Origin of the sequence: Vibrio sp. 1F279, from assembly GCF_041439815.1 — a bacterium.
Classification (GTDB): domain Bacteria; phylum Pseudomonadota; class Gammaproteobacteria; order Enterobacterales; family Vibrionaceae; genus Vibrio; species Vibrio tasmaniensis_A.
Map to the genome: position 1 here is coordinate 1 of NZ_JBGOOU010000005.1, position 16,991 is coordinate 16,991.

The 16,991-nt window shown below is 44.8% G+C and carries 13 protein-coding genes and 2 pseudogenes; 11 read left to right on the forward strand and 4 right to left on the reverse strand.

Features of this window, described 5'->3' with window-relative positions; genetic code table 11:
* The 3 genes and pseudogenes from ACED60_RS05405 to ACED60_RS05415 all read right to left on the reverse strand — a co-directional run.
* The coding region (locus tag ACED60_RS05405) for an IS5 family transposase (RefSeq protein WP_371727092.1) at window positions 1-751 on the reverse strand (751 nt) is incomplete at its 3' end.
* Between the two features lie 78 nt (window positions 752-829).
* A pseudogene (locus ACED60_RS05410) lies at window positions 830-1,195 on the reverse strand (cobalamin biosynthesis protein CobT); the annotation flags it as partial.
* Between the two features lie 3 nt (window positions 1,196-1,198).
* Window positions 1,199-2,182 carry an AAA family ATPase gene (locus ACED60_RS05415; RefSeq protein WP_371727093.1) on the reverse strand — a complete coding sequence of 328 codons (984 nt, stop codon included), beginning with the start codon at window positions 2,180-2,182 and terminating at the stop codon, window positions 1,199-1,201.
* Window positions 2,183-2,444: 262 nt separating this feature from the next.
* Here ACED60_RS05415 and xsc point away from each other — a divergent pair, with 262 nt between their 5' ends.
* The 10 genes and pseudogenes from xsc (at window position 2,445) to ACED60_RS05465 (ending at window position 14,699) form a co-directional block, all read left to right on the forward strand.
* Window positions 2,445-4,256 (forward strand): sulfoacetaldehyde acetyltransferase, encoded by a 1,812-nt coding sequence (xsc, locus tag ACED60_RS05420; RefSeq protein WP_004731917.1) that lies wholly within the window; start codon window positions 2,445-2,447, stop codon window positions 4,254-4,256.
* Between the two features lie 354 nt (window positions 4,257-4,610).
* Entirely contained in the window at window positions 4,611-5,426 is an 816-nt protein-coding gene (locus ACED60_RS05425) for an FRG domain-containing protein (protein ID WP_371727094.1), read from the forward strand.
* A gap of 264 nt (window positions 5,427-5,690) precedes the next feature.
* Window positions 5,691-6,129, forward strand: a pseudogene (locus ACED60_RS05430) (nuclear transport factor 2 family protein).
* A gap of 48 nt (window positions 6,130-6,177) precedes the next feature.
* On the forward strand, window positions 6,178-7,662 hold the full coding sequence (locus tag ACED60_RS05435; RefSeq protein ID WP_371727095.1) for an NAD(P)/FAD-dependent oxidoreductase: 1,485 nt from the start codon (window positions 6,178-6,180) through the stop codon (window positions 7,660-7,662).
* A gap of 117 nt (window positions 7,663-7,779) precedes the next feature.
* Complete coding sequence (locus ACED60_RS05440) at window positions 7,780-8,781, forward strand: TRAP transporter substrate-binding protein (RefSeq protein WP_010431300.1); 1,002 nt, start codon at window positions 7,780-7,782, stop codon at window positions 8,779-8,781.
* Window positions 8,782-8,945: 164 nt separating this feature from the next.
* Entirely contained in the window at window positions 8,946-9,488 is a 543-nt protein-coding gene (locus ACED60_RS05445) for a TRAP transporter small permease (RefSeq protein WP_017097758.1), read from the forward strand.
* 37 nt (window positions 9,489-9,525) lie between these two features.
* On the forward strand, window positions 9,526-10,866 hold the full coding sequence (locus ACED60_RS05450) for a TRAP transporter large permease (RefSeq protein WP_069595559.1): 1,341 nt from the start codon (window positions 9,526-9,528) through the stop codon (window positions 10,864-10,866).
* Between the two features lie 11 nt (window positions 10,867-10,877).
* Complete coding sequence (locus tag ACED60_RS05455) at window positions 10,878-11,798, forward strand: cache domain-containing protein (protein WP_371727096.1); 921 nt, start codon at window positions 10,878-10,880, stop codon at window positions 11,796-11,798.
* 235 nt (window positions 11,799-12,033) lie between these two features.
* Complete coding sequence (locus tag ACED60_RS05460) at window positions 12,034-12,606, forward strand: malate synthase (RefSeq protein WP_017064292.1); 573 nt, start codon at window positions 12,034-12,036, stop codon at window positions 12,604-12,606.
* A 485-nt stretch (window positions 12,607-13,091) separates the two neighbouring features.
* Complete coding sequence (locus ACED60_RS05465) at window positions 13,092-14,699, forward strand: BCCT family transporter (protein WP_017097085.1); 1,608 nt, start codon at window positions 13,092-13,094, stop codon at window positions 14,697-14,699.
* Between the two features lie 203 nt (window positions 14,700-14,902).
* Here ACED60_RS05465 and ACED60_RS05470 read toward each other — a convergent pair whose 3' ends face one another.
* Complete coding sequence (locus tag ACED60_RS05470) at window positions 14,903-15,829, reverse strand: M14 family metallocarboxypeptidase (RefSeq protein WP_017097084.1); 927 nt, start codon at window positions 15,827-15,829, stop codon at window positions 14,903-14,905.
* Between the two features lie 175 nt (window positions 15,830-16,004).
* Between ACED60_RS05470 and ACED60_RS05475 the strand changes: the two genes are divergently transcribed.
* Window positions 16,005-16,910, forward strand: coding sequence for a DUF808 domain-containing protein (locus ACED60_RS05475; RefSeq protein WP_017097083.1), 906 nt, complete (start codon window positions 16,005-16,007; stop codon window positions 16,908-16,910).
* Window positions 16,911-16,991 lie beyond the last annotated feature (81 nt).

Below are 16,991 nucleotides of genomic sequence, written 5' to 3' on the forward strand. Positions count from 1 at the left end.
ATCCATACCGCTCTTTCCAATACTTATTTGAGCCGTATAATTTCTGGCAACCCACTGCGAGATTTCGAGGGTGACCACGCTCCCAGAAGGCGGCCCCTTCTCGTGGGGGAATAAGCACAACGGCTCGCTTAATCTTAATAGCAGCGTGACACGCTCTTGTGTCGTAAGCGCCATCACCAGACACCTCAAGGATACTTCGGCGTGTTTGTTTCAGTAAGTTCGGGAGTACTTCTCCATCTGTAACCGTCGATAAACTTAGCTCGGCGGCAATGATCTCATGAGTGTTGGTATCGACGGCAATATGAAGCTTTCGCCAGACTCTACGGTTGCCATCCGTCCCGTGTTTTTTCACTTTCCATTCACCTTCGCCATAAACCTTAAGGCCAGTAGCATCAATGGCTAGGTGCTGTATTGCTCCTCTCGCTTTAGTCTTAAATGAAACCTCAACTTGCTTGGCTCTACGACTGATGCAGGTGTAATGCGGACAACTTAACGGTACATGAGCTAACCTAAATATCGAGTCGATAAATCCTTGAAGCGCTCTCAATGGCATAGAAAAAACTCGTTTGACCATGAGTGCTGTCGTGATAGCTAAATCACTGAACCGACGCGGCCTCCCGCGCTTATTCTGTTTGCTTTGCGCCCACCCGCTTATTGCTTCTTCATCAATCCAAAAGGTCAGAGAACCTCGGTTAATGAGTGATTGGTTGTATTGCTTCCAGTTGGTTGTTTTGTAACGAGGCTTAGGCATAGGACTACGAGAGAGTGGAGATAGCTGATCAGATCGTAGGTTCTTGATTTAGTTCCATTGAATTACGCAACAAAGCCTACTGGTGGTCACGCCTTTTAGATAAGGCGGGACTTGAGATTCAATTCGGACCTGTTCGCAGAAGTCGTAAAGCAGACGTTCTATTTCGTTTTGAGGGCGCAATGAATAATGGAGGTCAGCGTCTGAAAGCAATAGTCGCAGTGCCGATGAATCGATCTTACCTTGCATCGATAGCTTGCTGCTTTTTAGCTCGTGGCGAGACACAAAGGTGAGATCGTTAGTATGTGCGGACTGGTAATAACAGGGCTTATTGCCTTTATAGAGACGTTCTCCCCGATAGTTCAGATTGAGTTCGCCACTGATTGCTCTGGCGACAGACACGCCAAGATCGAGGATCTTTTTCTGCTGGGAAGAAACATTGGCCATGGTTTACGACTCCGAGTGGGAATAGTTTTGAGTAGGCGTTTCTAAATCTTCACCAAAGCAACGGAAATAGTATTCGCTAACCAGTTCTTTTTCTTCGTCTTCACAGCGATTTAAGAATGAAAGCCTAAATGCCGTCGCAACATCGTCGAATATTTGGATATTTTCAGCCCAAGTGAGCACCGTTCGCGGAGACATCACCGTTGAAAGGTCGCCAGCCCGAAACCCGTTACGCGTTAATCCTGCGGTGGCGATCATTTTCTCAACCAGTTGTCGGCCACTTTCATTATTCAGATTTGGAAGCTTGGATAACACGATCTTGGTTTCATGTTGTGGGTCTAAATAGTTGAGCGTAGCGATGATGTTCCATCTATCTAATTGACTGTGGTTAAGCACTTGAGTACCCGAATACAAACCTGAAAAGTTACCCAAGCCAAGCGTGTTGCAGGTAGCAAACAGGCGAAAAGAAGGGTGAGGTGTGATCACTCGGTTTTGTTCTAAAGAGGTGTATTTCCCGTCTTGCTCTAATAGTTGTTGAATCACAAACATCACGTCAGGACGACCAGCGTCGTACTCATCTAACACCAGTGCGATGGGTTGTTGAATGCTCTGAGGAAGAATGCCTTCTTTAAACTCTGTTACCTGCATTCCGTCTTTAATGACGATGCTGTCTTTACCTATGAAATCCAATCGACTCAGGTGTCCGTCTAGGTTGATCCTCAAACACGGCCAATTCAATCTCGCGGCAATTTGCTCAATGTGAGAAGACTTGCCCGTTCCGTGCGTGCCTTGTATCAATGTGCGACGATTGGAGGTGAACCCTGCCAATATAGCCAGCGTCACTTCGGGGTCAAAACAGTAATTAGGATCGACTCTCGGCACATATTCACCCGGATGTTCAAATGCCATCACCGTTAGGTTACTGTCGATGCCAAAGCGTTCTCTCACGCTTACCGGCTGCGTTGGTACCAATTCCGCCTCTTTCATCATATTTCCCTCTATATAGCTCATCTCTTGTCGCTGCTATCGCGATATGTCATCGATTATTAACAGCTCCAGTTAAGTTAACGGCACTTTTTGTACGAAAAACTACCAATAATGTGATCCAGTTTTATTAATTGGAGTGAATTGTTCCAATTTAATGTAAAAAGTTGACGCGCAAAAATTCTACTACTAAGGTGAAAATGAATTCGAAAAAGAGACAATTCATTCCGAAAAATGAAATTTTGGTTAACTCAAGGAGAATGGAAGAATGAGCGAGCAAGAAAAACGTACGGTTGTTTCCGGCACAGTAACAATGACACCATCAGAAGCGTTCGTTGAAACTATGGTTGCTAATGATGTTACCGATATGTTCGGCATCATGGGGTCGGCATTTATGGACGCAATGGATATCTTTGCTCCTGCTGGCATTCGATTGGTCCCAGTAGTACACGAGCAAGGCGCTGCCCACATGGCAGATGGTTATTCCCGTGTATCGGGTCGCCACGGTGTAGTCATCGGACAAAATGGCCCGGGTATCAGTAACTGTGTAACAGCAATTGCAGCTGCGTTCTGGGCACATAGCCCGGTCGTAATTGTGACGCCAGAGACAGGCACTAAAACAATGGGCTTAGGTGGTTTCCAAGAATGTAACCAGCTTCCAATGTTCCAAGAGTTCACTAAGTATCAAGGACACGTAACGCACCCAGATCGTATGGCGGAATACACAGGCCGATGCTTCGACCGTGCGATGAGCGAAATGGGTCCAACTCAGCTAAATATTCCTCGTGACTACTTCTACGGTGAAACTCAAACTGAAATCCCTAAACCAGCGCGTTTAGACCGTGGTCCTGGTGGTGAGAAATCTCTGAATGAAGCAGCAGACTTGATAGCTGAAGCGAAATTCCCAGTCATCATTTCCGGTGGCGGTGTGGTAATGGCTGATGCAGTTCAAGAGTGTGCGGCATTAGCAGAAAGACTAGGTGCACCTGTAGTGAACAGCTACCTACACAATGACTCTTTCCCTGCGAGTCACCCATTATGGTGTGGTCCTTTAGGCTACCAAGGTTCGAAAGCAGCAATGAAATTGATGGCTCAAGCGGATGTGGTTATCGCTTTGGGTACACGTCTTGGTCCATTTGGTACCTTGCCTCAACATGGCATGGACTACTGGCCGAAGAACGCGAAAATCATTCAGATTGATGCAGACAACAAGATGCTTGGTCTGGTTAAGAAGATTTCGGTTGGTATCTGTGGTGATGCAAAAGCAGCAGCGGTTGCTCTATCTGAAAGGTTGGAAGGTCGTGCACTGTTGTGTGATGACAACAAAGGCGCTCGCCAAGATACCGTCGCTACAGAAAAAGCACTTTGGGAAAAAGAGCTTGATGAGTGGACACACGAACGTGACTCGTTCAGCTTAGATATGATTGAGGAAAACTCACACGAGACTCCGTTCTCTGGTGGTGAATACCTACACCCACGCCAAGTACTGCGTGAGCTAGAAAAAGCGATGCCTGAAGACGTTATGGTCTCGACGGATATCGGTAACATCAACTCAGTGGCAAACAGCTACTTACGCTTTGAAAAACCACGCAGCTTCTTTGCTGCAATGAGTTTCGGTAACTGTGGTTACGCATTCCCGACCATCATTGGTGCGAAAGCTGCGGCACCTCATCGTCCCGCTATTTCATATGCAGGCGACGGTGCGTGGGGCATGAGCCTGATGGAAACCATGACATGTGTTCGCCATAACATTCCAGTGACAGCTGTGGTATTCCACAACCGTCAATGGGGTGCAGAGAAGAAGAACCAAGTCGACTTCTACAACCGACGCTTTGTTGCCGGTGAACTTGAAAACCAAAGCTTTGCAGAGATTGCACGAGCAATGGGTGCTGAAGGTATCACGGTTGATAAGCTAGAAGATGTAGGTCCAACCTTGCAAAAAGCCATCGACATGCAGATGAACGAAGGCAAAACAACCATCATTGAAATCATGTGTACTCAGGAATTGGGCGACCCGTTCCGCCGAGATGCACTATCAACACCGGTTCGTTTCCTAGATAAATACAAAGATTACGTATAAGTCATAGGAAGTTTGTCCGGCCACCGCATTATAAAGAGCGTGGTCGGGCAATATTAACGGGTATTGGCAAAGTGCTTAAGTGAAGAACGTAAACGCTTAGTTCAATAATTTCTACTTAAACATTAGAACACTAATTAAATGTTCCGTCGGTACATAAGTGGTTCTAGCTATATAAATTTTGTCACTCATTATTATTGTTCGATCCTTAACTAATGGATCCATAAATGGTCATCTTTGACGAAGATATATACCTATTATCATTTTTCAATAATTACAACGATACCAATTGAACCATTGATTAACGTGATTATTAATGCTTTAACTTTACCGAATATAAATTAAGCGACTTATTGTATGAATGTTGTGAAAAATAAACGTTATATAAGCTCACTCGAAGAGCTGTATGAAATAATCGATTCACTCATTGCTGAGTGTAGTGGGCATCGTGATTTGATTTATAACGTGTGTGATTATGAAAATAATAACCTGATGCCAAGCTTAGGTCGCTCAAATCGAAAGAATATTCGCCGTGTCGAACAAGAGCTTCTCTCGACCGTGAGAATTTATGGCGGGCATTCGTTGAATGCACACGAGATAAACGATTGGTTATTGATGTGTTTAGCCAAGAAACAGGGGTTTCCAACCCGTTTACTTGAGTGGACAGATAACCTGGTAAATGCGTTGTGGTCTGTGTGTCATAGCCAAAGCAAAGACTGTATCAATATTATTAAAGCCATTGATTATCATAAGGTTAGTGTTTTTAACTCACCATGTGACCTGAATAGAACTCAGATATTCAATGTGGCTGATTGTGATCAGCAAGAGCAACGAAAAGATAAGTGGTATTCCATTCACCCATTTAAGGAAGGTGGCAATGATGCCATTCAGCCTTTGTACGATGAGAAAGAATATTCAAACGGTCTAGTGTCCGTTCATATTCTTCCATCAGCGAAAGTAAACCTGATAAAGGAATTAACCTCCATGAATGTTTTAAATGAACCGACAGAATATATTGAAGAGAAACTGGCTGATTTGAAAAATGAAGCCCATGTAGATAACAATCAAGCAATTAATAAAGGTGAGGGTAATATCGAATTACAAGTTAATACTCATGATCGCCAGCTTGAACAGTATGGCAGAAAGTACCATCAAGATTTTGACTTCGACTAAAGTCTAATATTTATAATTATTTTATTTAGACCTCGTATAAATCTAGTGAGTGACTGTGTAAATAAAATTAGAACACTAATTAATTTATAAAAAGATGAAATCTGTGAGCTTAAAGATTGTTTATAAAGTAACTCGAAGTTAGAGTGGCGAAGCTTGTTATCAAGTTGTTAAATTTCACAGATCTAGTTTAAACACTCTAATAAAAAAGTGGCGCAAAGCTACTGAAATTTAAACCAATAACGAAAACATAAAGGATTCTGGAATATGAATATGCAAACCAATGCAGCGACATTCGTGCTGGAAAACCAAGTCGACACCGCCTTTTTACAGTCTTTTAGTGATGCATGGAATAACCATGATATTGAAGCGCTAATGTCGTTTATGACCGAAGACTGTGTCTTCCACACCGTGGCAGGAGAAGGCGAACTTGGAAACACTATCGAAGGGTACGAAGCCGTTCGCAATAGCTTTGAATTGGTTTGGCAGAACTTTCCAGATGCAGCTTGGAGCGACCCTGTCCACTTTGTGTGTGGTGACCCGCGCAGTGAGTGAATCAACGTTCTCTGCAACTAACCCTGATGGCACTGTCATCGAAGCTCGTATGGTTGATGTGTTTACCCTGAAAGAGGGAAAAATCAGCGTAAAAAATGCCTTCCGTAAAACACGACCTCTTTTGACTCCCAGCAATACTCCCAAGAGCTAGACACGAAATCGCACCCCGTTCACGTGTTATGACTAGGAGAGTCGAATTATGAGTTTAGTAATGGAACAACCGGCAGCCGATGTGCCGCCAAAGGTGACAAGCACCCAAGCAAAAGAAAGCACCCAAGCACAAGAAAGCACCCAAGCACAAGATAAATACGATCCAAAATACGATCCACTTAAAGACAAGAGCCCCGGTCACGGTAAGGAATACGCCCCGACTTATTGGGTAGATACCGCAGGTGCACCACCTGAAGATGATGGCCCAATTACATCGGATATGGATGTCGATGTGGCGATAATCGGTTCAGGCTACACAGGCCTAAGTACCGCGATACACCTTGCTGAAATGTACGGCATTAAAGCGACTGTGATTGAAGCTAACCGTATGAGTTGGGGCTGCAGTACCCGAAATGGTGGTCAGGCTCAGTGTGCGTCAGGACGTTTGAAGCGTTCTCAGTGGATTGAACGCTGGGGACTCGAAACCGCGCTAAAAATGCACCGCGAATGCGTCGATGGCATGAACACATTTAAATCTCTAATCAAAGACATTGATTGTGACCCGCAGCCGGGTGGCCACTTATACGTTGCTCACCGTCCAAAAGTGATGGCAACACTCGAGAAAGAAGCCAAGTTGCTGCGTGACACGTTCGATTACGATGCGCAGATCTTAGATGCGGAAACCGTAAAACGTGATTACGTTGGTGATCAAGAAGCGGCAGGCGCAATGCATGAGCCAGAAGGTATTGGTATCCATGCTGGGAAACTGGCGTTTGGTTATCTAAGAAAGGCGAGAGCACTCGGTGTAAAAGTTCACCCAGCAAGCCCTGTGATGGGTTGGGAAACACGTAACGGTGTGCATTACCTGAAAACGCCAGGTGGTGTGGTTAAGGCTCGTTCTGTCGGTGTTTGTACCGGCGGATACACAAGCCAAGGTTTGCATTCAGAGCTCAAGAATCGCCTATTCCCCGTACTTTCTAACTCGATGGTGACGCGTCCGTTAACTCAAGACGAAATCGCCGCGTGTAACTTTAAAACCAATCAGGTGATTACTGATACCAGAATTCTGCGTCATTACTACCGTTTGTTACCGGATAACCGAGTGCAAATTGGTACACGCAGTGCCATCAGTGGCAAGAATGCACCTGAAAAGAAATACGAAGATATGTTGAGAGCGGATTTAACCCGAAAATTCCCTTCTCTCGATCAGATCAAAATCGATTATTCATGGTGGGGTTGGGTGGATGTTAGCCACGACATGATGCCAAGAATCTATCAGCCGAATCCAAAGCAATCCATATTCTACGCACTAGGGTATGGCGGCAATGGTGTGATGTACTCCGCTCAAGCAGGCAAGCGCCTTGCCCAGTGGATCGCAGGTGAAGGTCATAAGCTTGACTTGCCAATATTTGAATCAAAACTTCCGTTCCCCAACGTGAGGGAAGTGGTGGAATCTGAGATGTTTGCACCATTTCGAAGAGTAGGGCAACAGTTCCTTTATCAGTGGTATTCGTTAAAGGATGAAGTGCTTTAACTACTCGAACATTGTTTCCAAAATAGGGAAATAGAACTACGACCAGGAAAGTTGTACCAGGTCACCTTGTGAGCAAAGTACAGGCAGGACGTCTGTATGATATGAAAGGTTAAGACTATGAAATTGATTAAAAATAAAATTATTGCTGGCGTCACAATTGTAGCAACAGCGATGCTATCTCATACCGCGGCAGCAGCAAATTTTAAAATGGCTATCGGCGATGCTGCTGGTGGTACGCAGTGGGAATTAGCGACATCATTTTCTGAATTGATGGAGCAAAAAACAGACGGTAAAGTCAAAATCGACCTGTTCCCGAATGGTCAATTGGGCAACGAGCAAGACACCGTCAACGACGCGGCAATCGGCCTTCTCGACTTCTCAGTATTGGCGATCAACAACGTGACGCCTTTCTCTCCAACGGTTGGTCTATTGACCATGCCTTATGTTATTCAAAGTGCAGAAGAAGCGGTGCTATTGACTCAAGGCCAAGTAGGCCAAGACTTAGTCGATAACACGATTCGTGATGCTGGTGTGCGTATTGTCGGTTGGGCTTATTCTGGTTTTAGGGTTCTAACCAACTCTAAAAAATCAGTGGCTTCGCCAGCAGACCTAAAAGGGTTAGTGATTCGTGTTCCTCGTAACGAAATCATGATTGCTTCTTATCAGGCATGGGGCGTAAACCCAACACCAATGGCATGGTCAGAGACATTTACTGGCCTGCAACAAGGTGTGGTTGATGGTCAAGACAACCCATACATCACTGTTCATGCGATGAAGTTCAATGAAGTACAAAAGTACGTAACAAACCTGCGTTACATCTTCTCGCTTGAGCCGCTAATCGTCAGTGAAACGGTCTTCCAACAACAGACTCCAGAGATGCAAAAGATCATTCTTGAAGCGGGTCAGGAAGCGACAGAGCACAGCTTTGCTTATCTAGAGAATACTGAAAACAAAATCCGTGAAGAACTACAAGCGAAAGGCATGGTCTTCACCGACCCAGCAGACAACGAGCAAGAGTGGATCAGCAAGGTGACTAAGTCAGTTTGGCCTAAGTTCTACTCAAGCATTGGAGGCAAAGACAAGCTAGACGACGTTCTTGAGTTACTAGGTAGAAAGTAACAATTAGATACGCCCTATCTGCTGTTCTCCGCTACTTAATCACCTAGCGATAGAACAGTGAGATAGGGCATTTACATGGCTTTACTCGTTGATCTGTTCTGTACCTGATCTTTTTAGGACCGTGAGCGACTGGTTGTCATGTGGAAATCAACATTGGAGGTTATATGTCAGTCGCTAAAACAATAAAAAAGCACCTTAACAACATTGAGGAATATACCTGTTGTCTGCTGCTCGCAAGCTTTGTCCTATTGCTATTCACACAAATCATTACTCGTCAGTTCTTTGATTACTCCATACCTTGGGGTGATGAAGTGGCCACTTACATGTTCGTTTGGTTTGCTTACTTGGGAGCTGTTGTAGCGGCCAAAATGTCGGCTCATAACCGAGTGAGCTTTCACTTCAAATTCTTTCCGCCAATCGTACAAACCGTTAGCGAAACCATCGCTGACTTCTTATGGCTCTGCTTCAACGGTTACTTTGTTTACCTCAGTTACGACTTCGTGTTTAACAAAATGAACCTGTTTTGGAAATCTCAAACCACAGGCATCCCGATGAAGTATTTCTACATGATTTTACCTATCGCGTTTTCCCTAATGATGATTCGAATTATCTGGAACAACTACGAGCGTTTATTCAAAGGCGCAACCAACGAAGATCCAGAAGTCAAAGAGCTGCGAAAAATGACGGCACAAAAGTCAGCGCAGTAGTCATCACAGAGAATAGTCGTAATAGAGAGATGTAATAATGGAATCCTATTTAACTCTAATTTTATTTGGTGGCTTCTTAACCCTGTTAATTCTGGGTGCACCAATCACAGTATCACTGGCCGGCGCTTCAATGGCGGCCTATATGTTGCTCGACAAAAATCCCATCGCTTTGGTACAAATTGCGTTTACTTCGGTGGGTAACTTCCCATTAATGGCGCTGCCAGCCTTTGTTCTTGCTGGCGCACTAATGGAGGCGGCGGGGATCTCCAAACGTCTGGTGGATATCGCCGAAAGCTTGGCCGGGCCCGTAACGGGTGGCCTTGGCGCGGCAACGGTAATGGCGTGTCTTTTCTTTGGCGCTATCTCGGGTTCAGGCCCTGCAACAACCGCCGCGGTGGGTATGTTAATGGTGCCCGCGATGGTTAAGCGAGACTACGATAAGAGCTACGCATCGGCAGTAACGGCCGCATCAGGTGGCTTGGGCATCATCATTCCGCCATCCATTCCTTTGGTTATTTTCGGCATTTCTGCGATGGGCTTAATGGCACCGCCAGAAGCCATTGCTCAGCATGGGCAGTTTGCTTCTTTGTCTATTCCAAAACTGTTTGTTGCTGGGGTTGTGCCGGGTTTCATTATGGCGTCGACGCTAGTGGTCACTAACTATTTCATTGCTAAGCGTGAAGGCTATAAAGGGCTAACCGAAACATGGTCGTTTGGTGATGTAAGGCATTACTTGCGTCGCGGTTTATGGTCGATATTAGCGCCATTCCTGATTCTTGGTGGTATCTACAGCGGTATGTTCACACCAACAGAGTCTGCGGTTGTGGCGATTTTTTATTCGCTATTTGTGGGTATGTTTATTCACCGAGAATTATCGTTCAAAAGCGTGATGAAATCTTTGTCGACCACCACATGGATCACTGGGCGTGTATTGTTAATCCTTTTTGCTGCCACCGTGTTCGGACGTTTGTTGATTGAGCAAAAAATCCCAGTAGTGGTTGCCGAGTCCCTACTCAGCTTTACCGACAACATGTACATGGTGTGGGCGTTAACGATCACTTTGCTGCTGTTCATCGGCATGTTCATGGAAACCTTGGCGGCGATCATGATCATTGTGCCAGTGCTGTTGCCAATCATGTACATGCTGGGCGCCGATCCTACCCACGTTGGTATCGTGGTGGTGTGTACGCTCTCGATAGGTTTTGCTACACCACCGCTCGGTGAAAATATCTTTGTCGCCTCGGGGATCGGTGGCTCTACGGTCGAGCAGATCACCGCGAAGATCCATCCCTTTGTACTTGCATCTGTCGTAGGCGTTTTCGTTATCGCTTTCTTCCCACAAATCACGCTTTGGCTACCGTCCTTAGTCGGCTATTAGGAGACACAACGATGAATCTATCCAGAATAATCCTTATAAGTTGCGCCTTGTTTGCTGTGGTCAGCGGCATTGGATTACGTGCAGAGCATTCAGAAGTCGAGAAAGAGATAAAGCCAGTCAATGTGCTCGATATCTCTGAGCCACATGTGGTCAGTGACGCTGAAAGAAGAGCTAAAACCTTGTTGGCGAAAGCGGTGGTGCACGTTCAAAAAGAAGGTGACGACAGCGTGAAAGACTTCATGAGTGATGCCGAATATATAGACGGTGAGCTCTATGTGTTTGCTCTTGGTATTGATGGCCAATTCCTTGCCAGTGGCGGATCTTCTATGGTGCTGGTGGGCGACAGTGTGTTGGATACCCAAGACGTTTACGGCAATCCTTTTTTCCGTGAAATGATTACCAAAGCGGTACACAAGGGTTTTGGTGAAGTGAAGTATCACTGGACCAACCCAACCGATCACATGGGTGAGCCGAAAACGACTTTCTTTGAGCGTGTCGGCGATGTGATTGTCGCTGTGGGTTATTACCCAGAACGTTCCAGTGCTGCTGAGGCTAAGAATTTATTGGCGAGAGCCATGACCGCGATAGTGGAGTCAGAACAAGAGAGTTTAACGGAGTTCAATGACGCCGAAGGAAGTTTTGTAGAAGGAGACTTATATGTGTTTGTGATGGATATGAGCTCTGGAAAACTGCTCGCGCATGGCGTGTCTCCTGAGCTTGTTGGGCGTTCACACAACGAAATTCTAAGCCCTGACGATAAGCCGATTCTCACTGAGATGTTAAATCTAGCCAAAGAAAATGGTCGTGGCGTTTACACTTATCGATGGTTAAATCCGCTGTCGAGCAAAGTGGAAACTAAGCACACTTACTATCGAGTTATCGACAATAAGTTGGTTGGGGTGGGTTATTACACAAATTCAAACAACACGTAAATGCGTTTCTACAGAACCCTCAACCCAGTTAAATAAAGGGCTGGGGGCTCGAAATGCCGGTTTGTGTAAAAAGCAATTTAGTAAAATTCACACTGTGTAATTTTTGTTGTGAAATTGTTTCAAAAATAACAGTAGTATGAAAAACATGGAAACCACACAGTAAAGAACAATTTTGAAAAGGGTCTATTGGGATGTTTGACCTAAATGAAATTTAAAGCCGTACGAGGGATAGACTATGAATATGCTGACACTAGACAAAACAGAACTTCACAGAAACCATTCAACATTTATTGCTGAAGCTGTCTTTGCCGTCGAAATGGTGAAAGCAGACAAGCAACTCGAAAAACAAAAAATGGCGAAACAGTTGCTTGATACTCTATTTCCTCTAGAGACGGGTTCACATGAAGATGTAGTGAGCTACGAGATCGATTACCGACACGTTCAGGTTTACTTCAAGAATGGCGAACATACTGGACTGAAACGCGCTAAACACTTTGTGGCTTACACAGGTGATAAATCTAAGCCTTCAGCAATCCTATTCCGTGATGAAAGCGGTACGCACGTTGAAGTGACAATCGGCGCTCGTAAAGGCACAGGCCGCCTGGAGTTGGTTGATATTCAAGATATCCAATTAGAGACATGCACCACGTTTGGTCAAACTGAGGCGAGCCGTTCTTCTGGCATCCGTCACTGGGTGAGCTTAGTAAAAGGCGATGAAAGTGGCCGCCCGAATGCATCAAGTGAAGACAAAGAGTTCACGGCGAAAAATGGTGAAGACTATAACCTCGGTTTTTGCTTCGCAATCTAACGTACTGTCTTTGAAATGTGCAGTGCTGATCTGTGAGACGCAGCACTGACATTTGAACACTGATTTCTCTTTTACCTTTGGTAACTTCCCCGCCCCTATAGCGGGGCTTTTTTATTAGAGCTATAAGTAAATTGGCTGATTATTAAAATTATCTGCAAAAAGTTTGGATGTAATTTTACGGTTCGTCATTTTAATTTAAATTTTTGTATTTGAACGTTTTTATTCTTTTATTTTATTCTGTTTTTATTGGGTTAACTATCACTATCAACGGTGGTTTGGGTGACTATTGAGCTAAAACTCAGTCAAAATGCTTTGAGCTGTGCTATAATGTGCGCCTTGGGATTGAGCCAGTAAGTCCATTTATCACTAACTATTGTGATTTTTATTGCCTTTTATTTAGGCGGTTCGGCGAGCCAATCAAGTAGTAATTGGATATGGAGAGCGTCCTTATATTCGTTGATTCGGATATGTGAACATCATAATTTATGAGTTTTAAATCAAAAAAATACAGTATCGATTCTACTGACTATCAAGTTGGTCAAGATAACGTCAGTAAATGGGGCATGGATGTCCACAATACCGTCTTCATAGCCTCAGTAGGCTTATCTCTTCTCTTCATCATCACTCTTCTTGCTCTTCCTCCAGCAGATGCTAAAGCTGCTATTGATTCTATTAAGGGTGCTGTTTTATCAAAGTTTGACTTCCTGTTTATGTGGGGAGCTAACATCATGCTAGCGTTTGCTGTTGTTCTAGCATTTTCACCGTTGGGTAAGATTCGCCTAGGTGGCGAAGACGCGACGGCGGACTATTCGATGTCATCTTGGATTGCGATGTTATTCGCAGCCGGTATGGGTATCGGACTTATTTTCTGGGGCGTTGCTGAGCCAACCGCGTTCTTCACTAACTGGTTCGGCACACCATTAGATGCGGAACCTTTTACAGAAGCAGGCCGTGAACTGGCACTAGGTGCAACCGTATTCCACTGGGGCTTTCATGCGTGGGCTATCTATGGCATGACGGCGCTTTGTCTAGCGTACTTTGTTTACAACAAAGGCTTACCGCTATCAATGCGTTCTGTGTTTTACCCAATACTGGGTGAACGAGTTTGGGGTAAAACAGGTGATGTGATCGACGTACTAACGGTACTGGTTACCCTGTTTGGCCTTGCGACTTCATTAGGCCTAGGTGGTACGCAAGCAGCAAGTGGTATTAGCCACGTATTTGGCTTGGAAAACAACATCTACCTTCAGCAATCAATTATCGTTTTGATTATGGGCTTGGCGATCATCTCTGTTATGCGTGGCATGGACGGTGGTGTTAAGTTCCTAAGTAACCTGAACATGGTTATTGCGTTCGTATTCCTTGGTCTTATCGCTGTATTGAACTTTACGACAGTGCTTGATTCTGTGGCGACTGCGGCAACGGGCTATGTGAAAAACATCGTAGCTTTGAGCCAAAGTGCGGGTCGTGAAGACACAACATGGCTGCATGGCTGGACTGTGTTCTACTGGGCATGGTGGGTTGCGTATGCACCATTCTTCGGTATGTTCGTAGCGCGTATTTCTAAGGGCCGTACGGTTCGTGAGTTCCTACTTTGCGTACTGATTATCCCAACATTGGTAACGTCGGCTTGGATGTCGATCTTCGGTGGCGTAGCTATCGAGCAAGTAATTAACCATGTGGGACAACTTGGCCTCGACCAAGGCATTACAGACGTATCTCTAAGCTTGTTCTACATGCTAGATGCTTACTCGTTCGGTAGCATTCTGTCAGTTCTCGCAGTCGCACTGATCATTGTGTTCTTCGTTACAACGCTAGACTCAGGCTCTATCGTTATCGATGGCATGACAGCGGGTGGTAAACTAGAAGTGCCAGTGAAACAGAAAGTGGTTTGGGCGGTTATCTCAGGCGCTATCGCAATGGTGATGTTGTGGATTGGTGGTACTCAATCTATTCAAGCTCTGCAATCGATCACGATCATTGCTGCACTGCCGTTTACGATCATTCTTCTGATTGGCTGTTTTAGCTTGTTGAAAGGTCTACTGACTGAAGTAGATAAAGCACAAGAAAACGTTAGCGAAACCGCTAAATAAAGTAATCGAATATGGGGAGTATATAGTTCGCTAATTACTCCTTATTCAGTGTTATTTCAAAGCTCTCTTGTACTGTGTGCAAGGGAGCTTTTTTATGCCCAAGAAGAAATCAAAGACAAGTAGAAAAGACAAAAAAAAGAGCCACAAGTGAATCGTCACTTGTGGCTCTGTTTAGTTTTAGGGAGCAGCTATTAGCTAATAGCTTACGCGTTCAATTCATGTTGAATTACGTAATCCAAAGCACCGACTACCGCTGCAACTTGAGCGTCATTACACTCTTCGTCAGTCACTTTGTCGCTGTCTGGGTAAACCTCTGTGGTTGTTCCGTACTTACAGTCGGTCACGCCGCCACATAAGCCAAGCTTCTTCATTGGGTAGTTGATCACACCGTGTTGAGTGACGTCTGAACCAATGATCTTGCCTTCGTCATCCGCAGGCGCAATGTGCGTTACTTTTTCTACTGAAGCAATTACTGCCGCTTGGAATTCTGGTTGCGGGTTTTCAGTATCGCCAACCGTGTAGAAACCATCTGGAATCATACCTTCGATGTACTTAATACCATCACGAGCCGCGAGTGCTGGTCGGAATTCAGTTTCATCAGAGTCTGTCGTCTCATGCAGGTCAACGTGAACCAATACTTCTGGCAAAGAGGCCACTAAAGCTCGTAGGTTTGCTGATTCTTCTGCTGGTGTACCGTCATAGAAAGAGCGGTTTGGATCAACAGCATTTGGGTTCCAGCGGTTGATCACCTCGTAACCCCAAGGGCTTACACAAGGTGCTACTACAATGTTGAAGTGCACTGTGTATTTCTCTGCTTGGGTCGCTGCAAATTTGATAGCGCCATGCACACCACTGGTTTCGTAACCGTGAACGCCACCTGTAACGAGAATGGTCGGCTTTGAATCGTCCCAGTTTTTGCTCTTAATTGCGAAAAGTGGGAAGCGAGCTTCGTCGTAGCTCAGTGCACCGTATTGTTCGATATCAAAACGGTCTGCAAGTGCTTTAATCTTTGGCACAACTTCTTGTTGGTATTCACGCTTAACCGTTCTTTGAGCTAACCATGCTTGACGTTCTGCTTGTTGCCACTTTTGTCCTGGCTTACCAATTGGGTAGGTAGATTCACTTTTCATCTATACTTTTTCTTTTATGTTCGTGAAAGATTGAGACAGATTATTCCTGTCTAACAGAGACAGCAATAGAAAACACAACTTGTGACTTTATTTTTTACAGACTCATAACTTTGATGAGTGAATTGATGATGTTACATTTCATCGATGGTTCAATCCTTTAAAAAGAGACAATAAAATGGCTGGAGCAAGTTTATTAACACTGCTAGATGACATTGCAACCGTGTTGGATGATGTCGCACTGATGTCTAAGGTGGCAGCTAAAAAAACCGCAGGCGTCTTGGGTGACGATTTAGCCCTTAACGCTCAGCAGGTATCAGGTGTTTCTGCTGAAAGAGAAATCCCAGTGGTATGGGCGGTCGCAAAAGGCTCATTTAAAAATAAGTTGATTTTGGTTCCGGCGGCATTATTGATCAGTGCGTTCATCCCTTGGTTGATCATGCCACTTCTCGTGATTGGTGGTCTGTTTCTTTGTTTTGAAGGGGCGGAGAAAATCTTAGAGAAGCTCTTTCCTCATACTCATCAACATGACGAGAAGGAAGAGGATACGAGTACTGGCGAATCCATAGAGGAATATGAGAAGAGAAAGGTCTCAGGCGCGATTCGTACCGACTTCATATTATCTGCGGAAATCATTGTGATTGCGCTAGGTACCGTAACGGGTACAAGTATCCTTACTCAGATTCTTGTCGTGAGTTTGATAGCCGTTGTGATGACGATTGGTGTTTATGGCTTAGTGGCAGGGATCGTTAAGCTGGATGATTTAGGTTTCTATCTCCAGCGCACGTCGAATGGCAGTACCATTAAAACCCGTTTGGGTGATGGGTTAGTCGCCTTTGCACCAAAGCTGATGAAGATGCTTGCTGTGGTCGGTACAGCTGCGATGTTCTTGGTTGGTGGCGGTATTGTGGTGCACAACGTTCCTGCGATTCATCATTTAATTGAACCGATTATTATGGATTTTAGTGGACATACGATTGCGACAGCGGTGGTACCGACGCTATTAAATGGTGTGATTGGGGTTTTAGCTGGATTGATTGTCGTTGTTGTTTGGACTGCGATTGGAAAAATACGCGGTAAGTAATCGTTCATTATTTTTATAATAAGACAGTCTTTCATCGAAACAAAAAAGGGTCACCATAATTATTATGGTGACCCTTTTTCG

Excerpts from the sequence above, each read along its gene's own strand:
- ACED60_RS05465 (WP_017097085.1), top strand. The coding sequence starts at position 13,092 with ATGAGTTTTAAATCAAAAAAATACAGTATCGATTCTACTGACTATCAA.
- ACED60_RS05440 (WP_010431300.1), top strand. The coding sequence starts at position 7,780 with ATGAAATTGATTAAAAATAAAATTATTGCTGGCGTCACAATTGTAGCA.
- xsc (WP_004731917.1), top strand. The coding sequence starts at position 2,445 with ATGAGCGAGCAAGAAAAACGTACGGTTGTTTCCGGCACAGTAACAATG.
- ACED60_RS05425 (WP_371727094.1), top strand. The coding sequence starts at position 4,611 with ATGAATGTTGTGAAAAATAAACGTTATATAAGCTCACTCGAAGAGCTG.
- ACED60_RS05470 (WP_017097084.1), bottom strand. The coding sequence starts at position 15,829 with ATGAAAAGTGAATCTACCTACCCAATTGGTAAGCCAGGACAAAAGTGG.
- ACED60_RS05455 (WP_371727096.1), top strand. The coding sequence starts at position 10,878 with ATGAATCTATCCAGAATAATCCTTATAAGTTGCGCCTTGTTTGCTGTG.
- ACED60_RS05435 (WP_371727095.1), top strand. The coding sequence starts at position 6,178 with ATGAGTTTAGTAATGGAACAACCGGCAGCCGATGTGCCGCCAAAGGTG.
- ACED60_RS05445 (WP_017097758.1), top strand. The coding sequence starts at position 8,946 with ATGTCAGTCGCTAAAACAATAAAAAAGCACCTTAACAACATTGAGGAA.
- ACED60_RS05475 (WP_017097083.1), top strand. The coding sequence starts at position 16,005 with ATGGCTGGAGCAAGTTTATTAACACTGCTAGATGACATTGCAACCGTG.
- ACED60_RS05450 (WP_069595559.1), top strand. The coding sequence starts at position 9,526 with ATGGAATCCTATTTAACTCTAATTTTATTTGGTGGCTTCTTAACCCTG.
- ACED60_RS05460 (WP_017064292.1), top strand. The coding sequence starts at position 12,034 with ATGAATATGCTGACACTAGACAAAACAGAACTTCACAGAAACCATTCA.
- ACED60_RS05415 (WP_371727093.1), bottom strand. The coding sequence starts at position 2,182 with ATGATGAAAGAGGCGGAATTGGTACCAACGCAGCCGGTAAGCGTGAGA.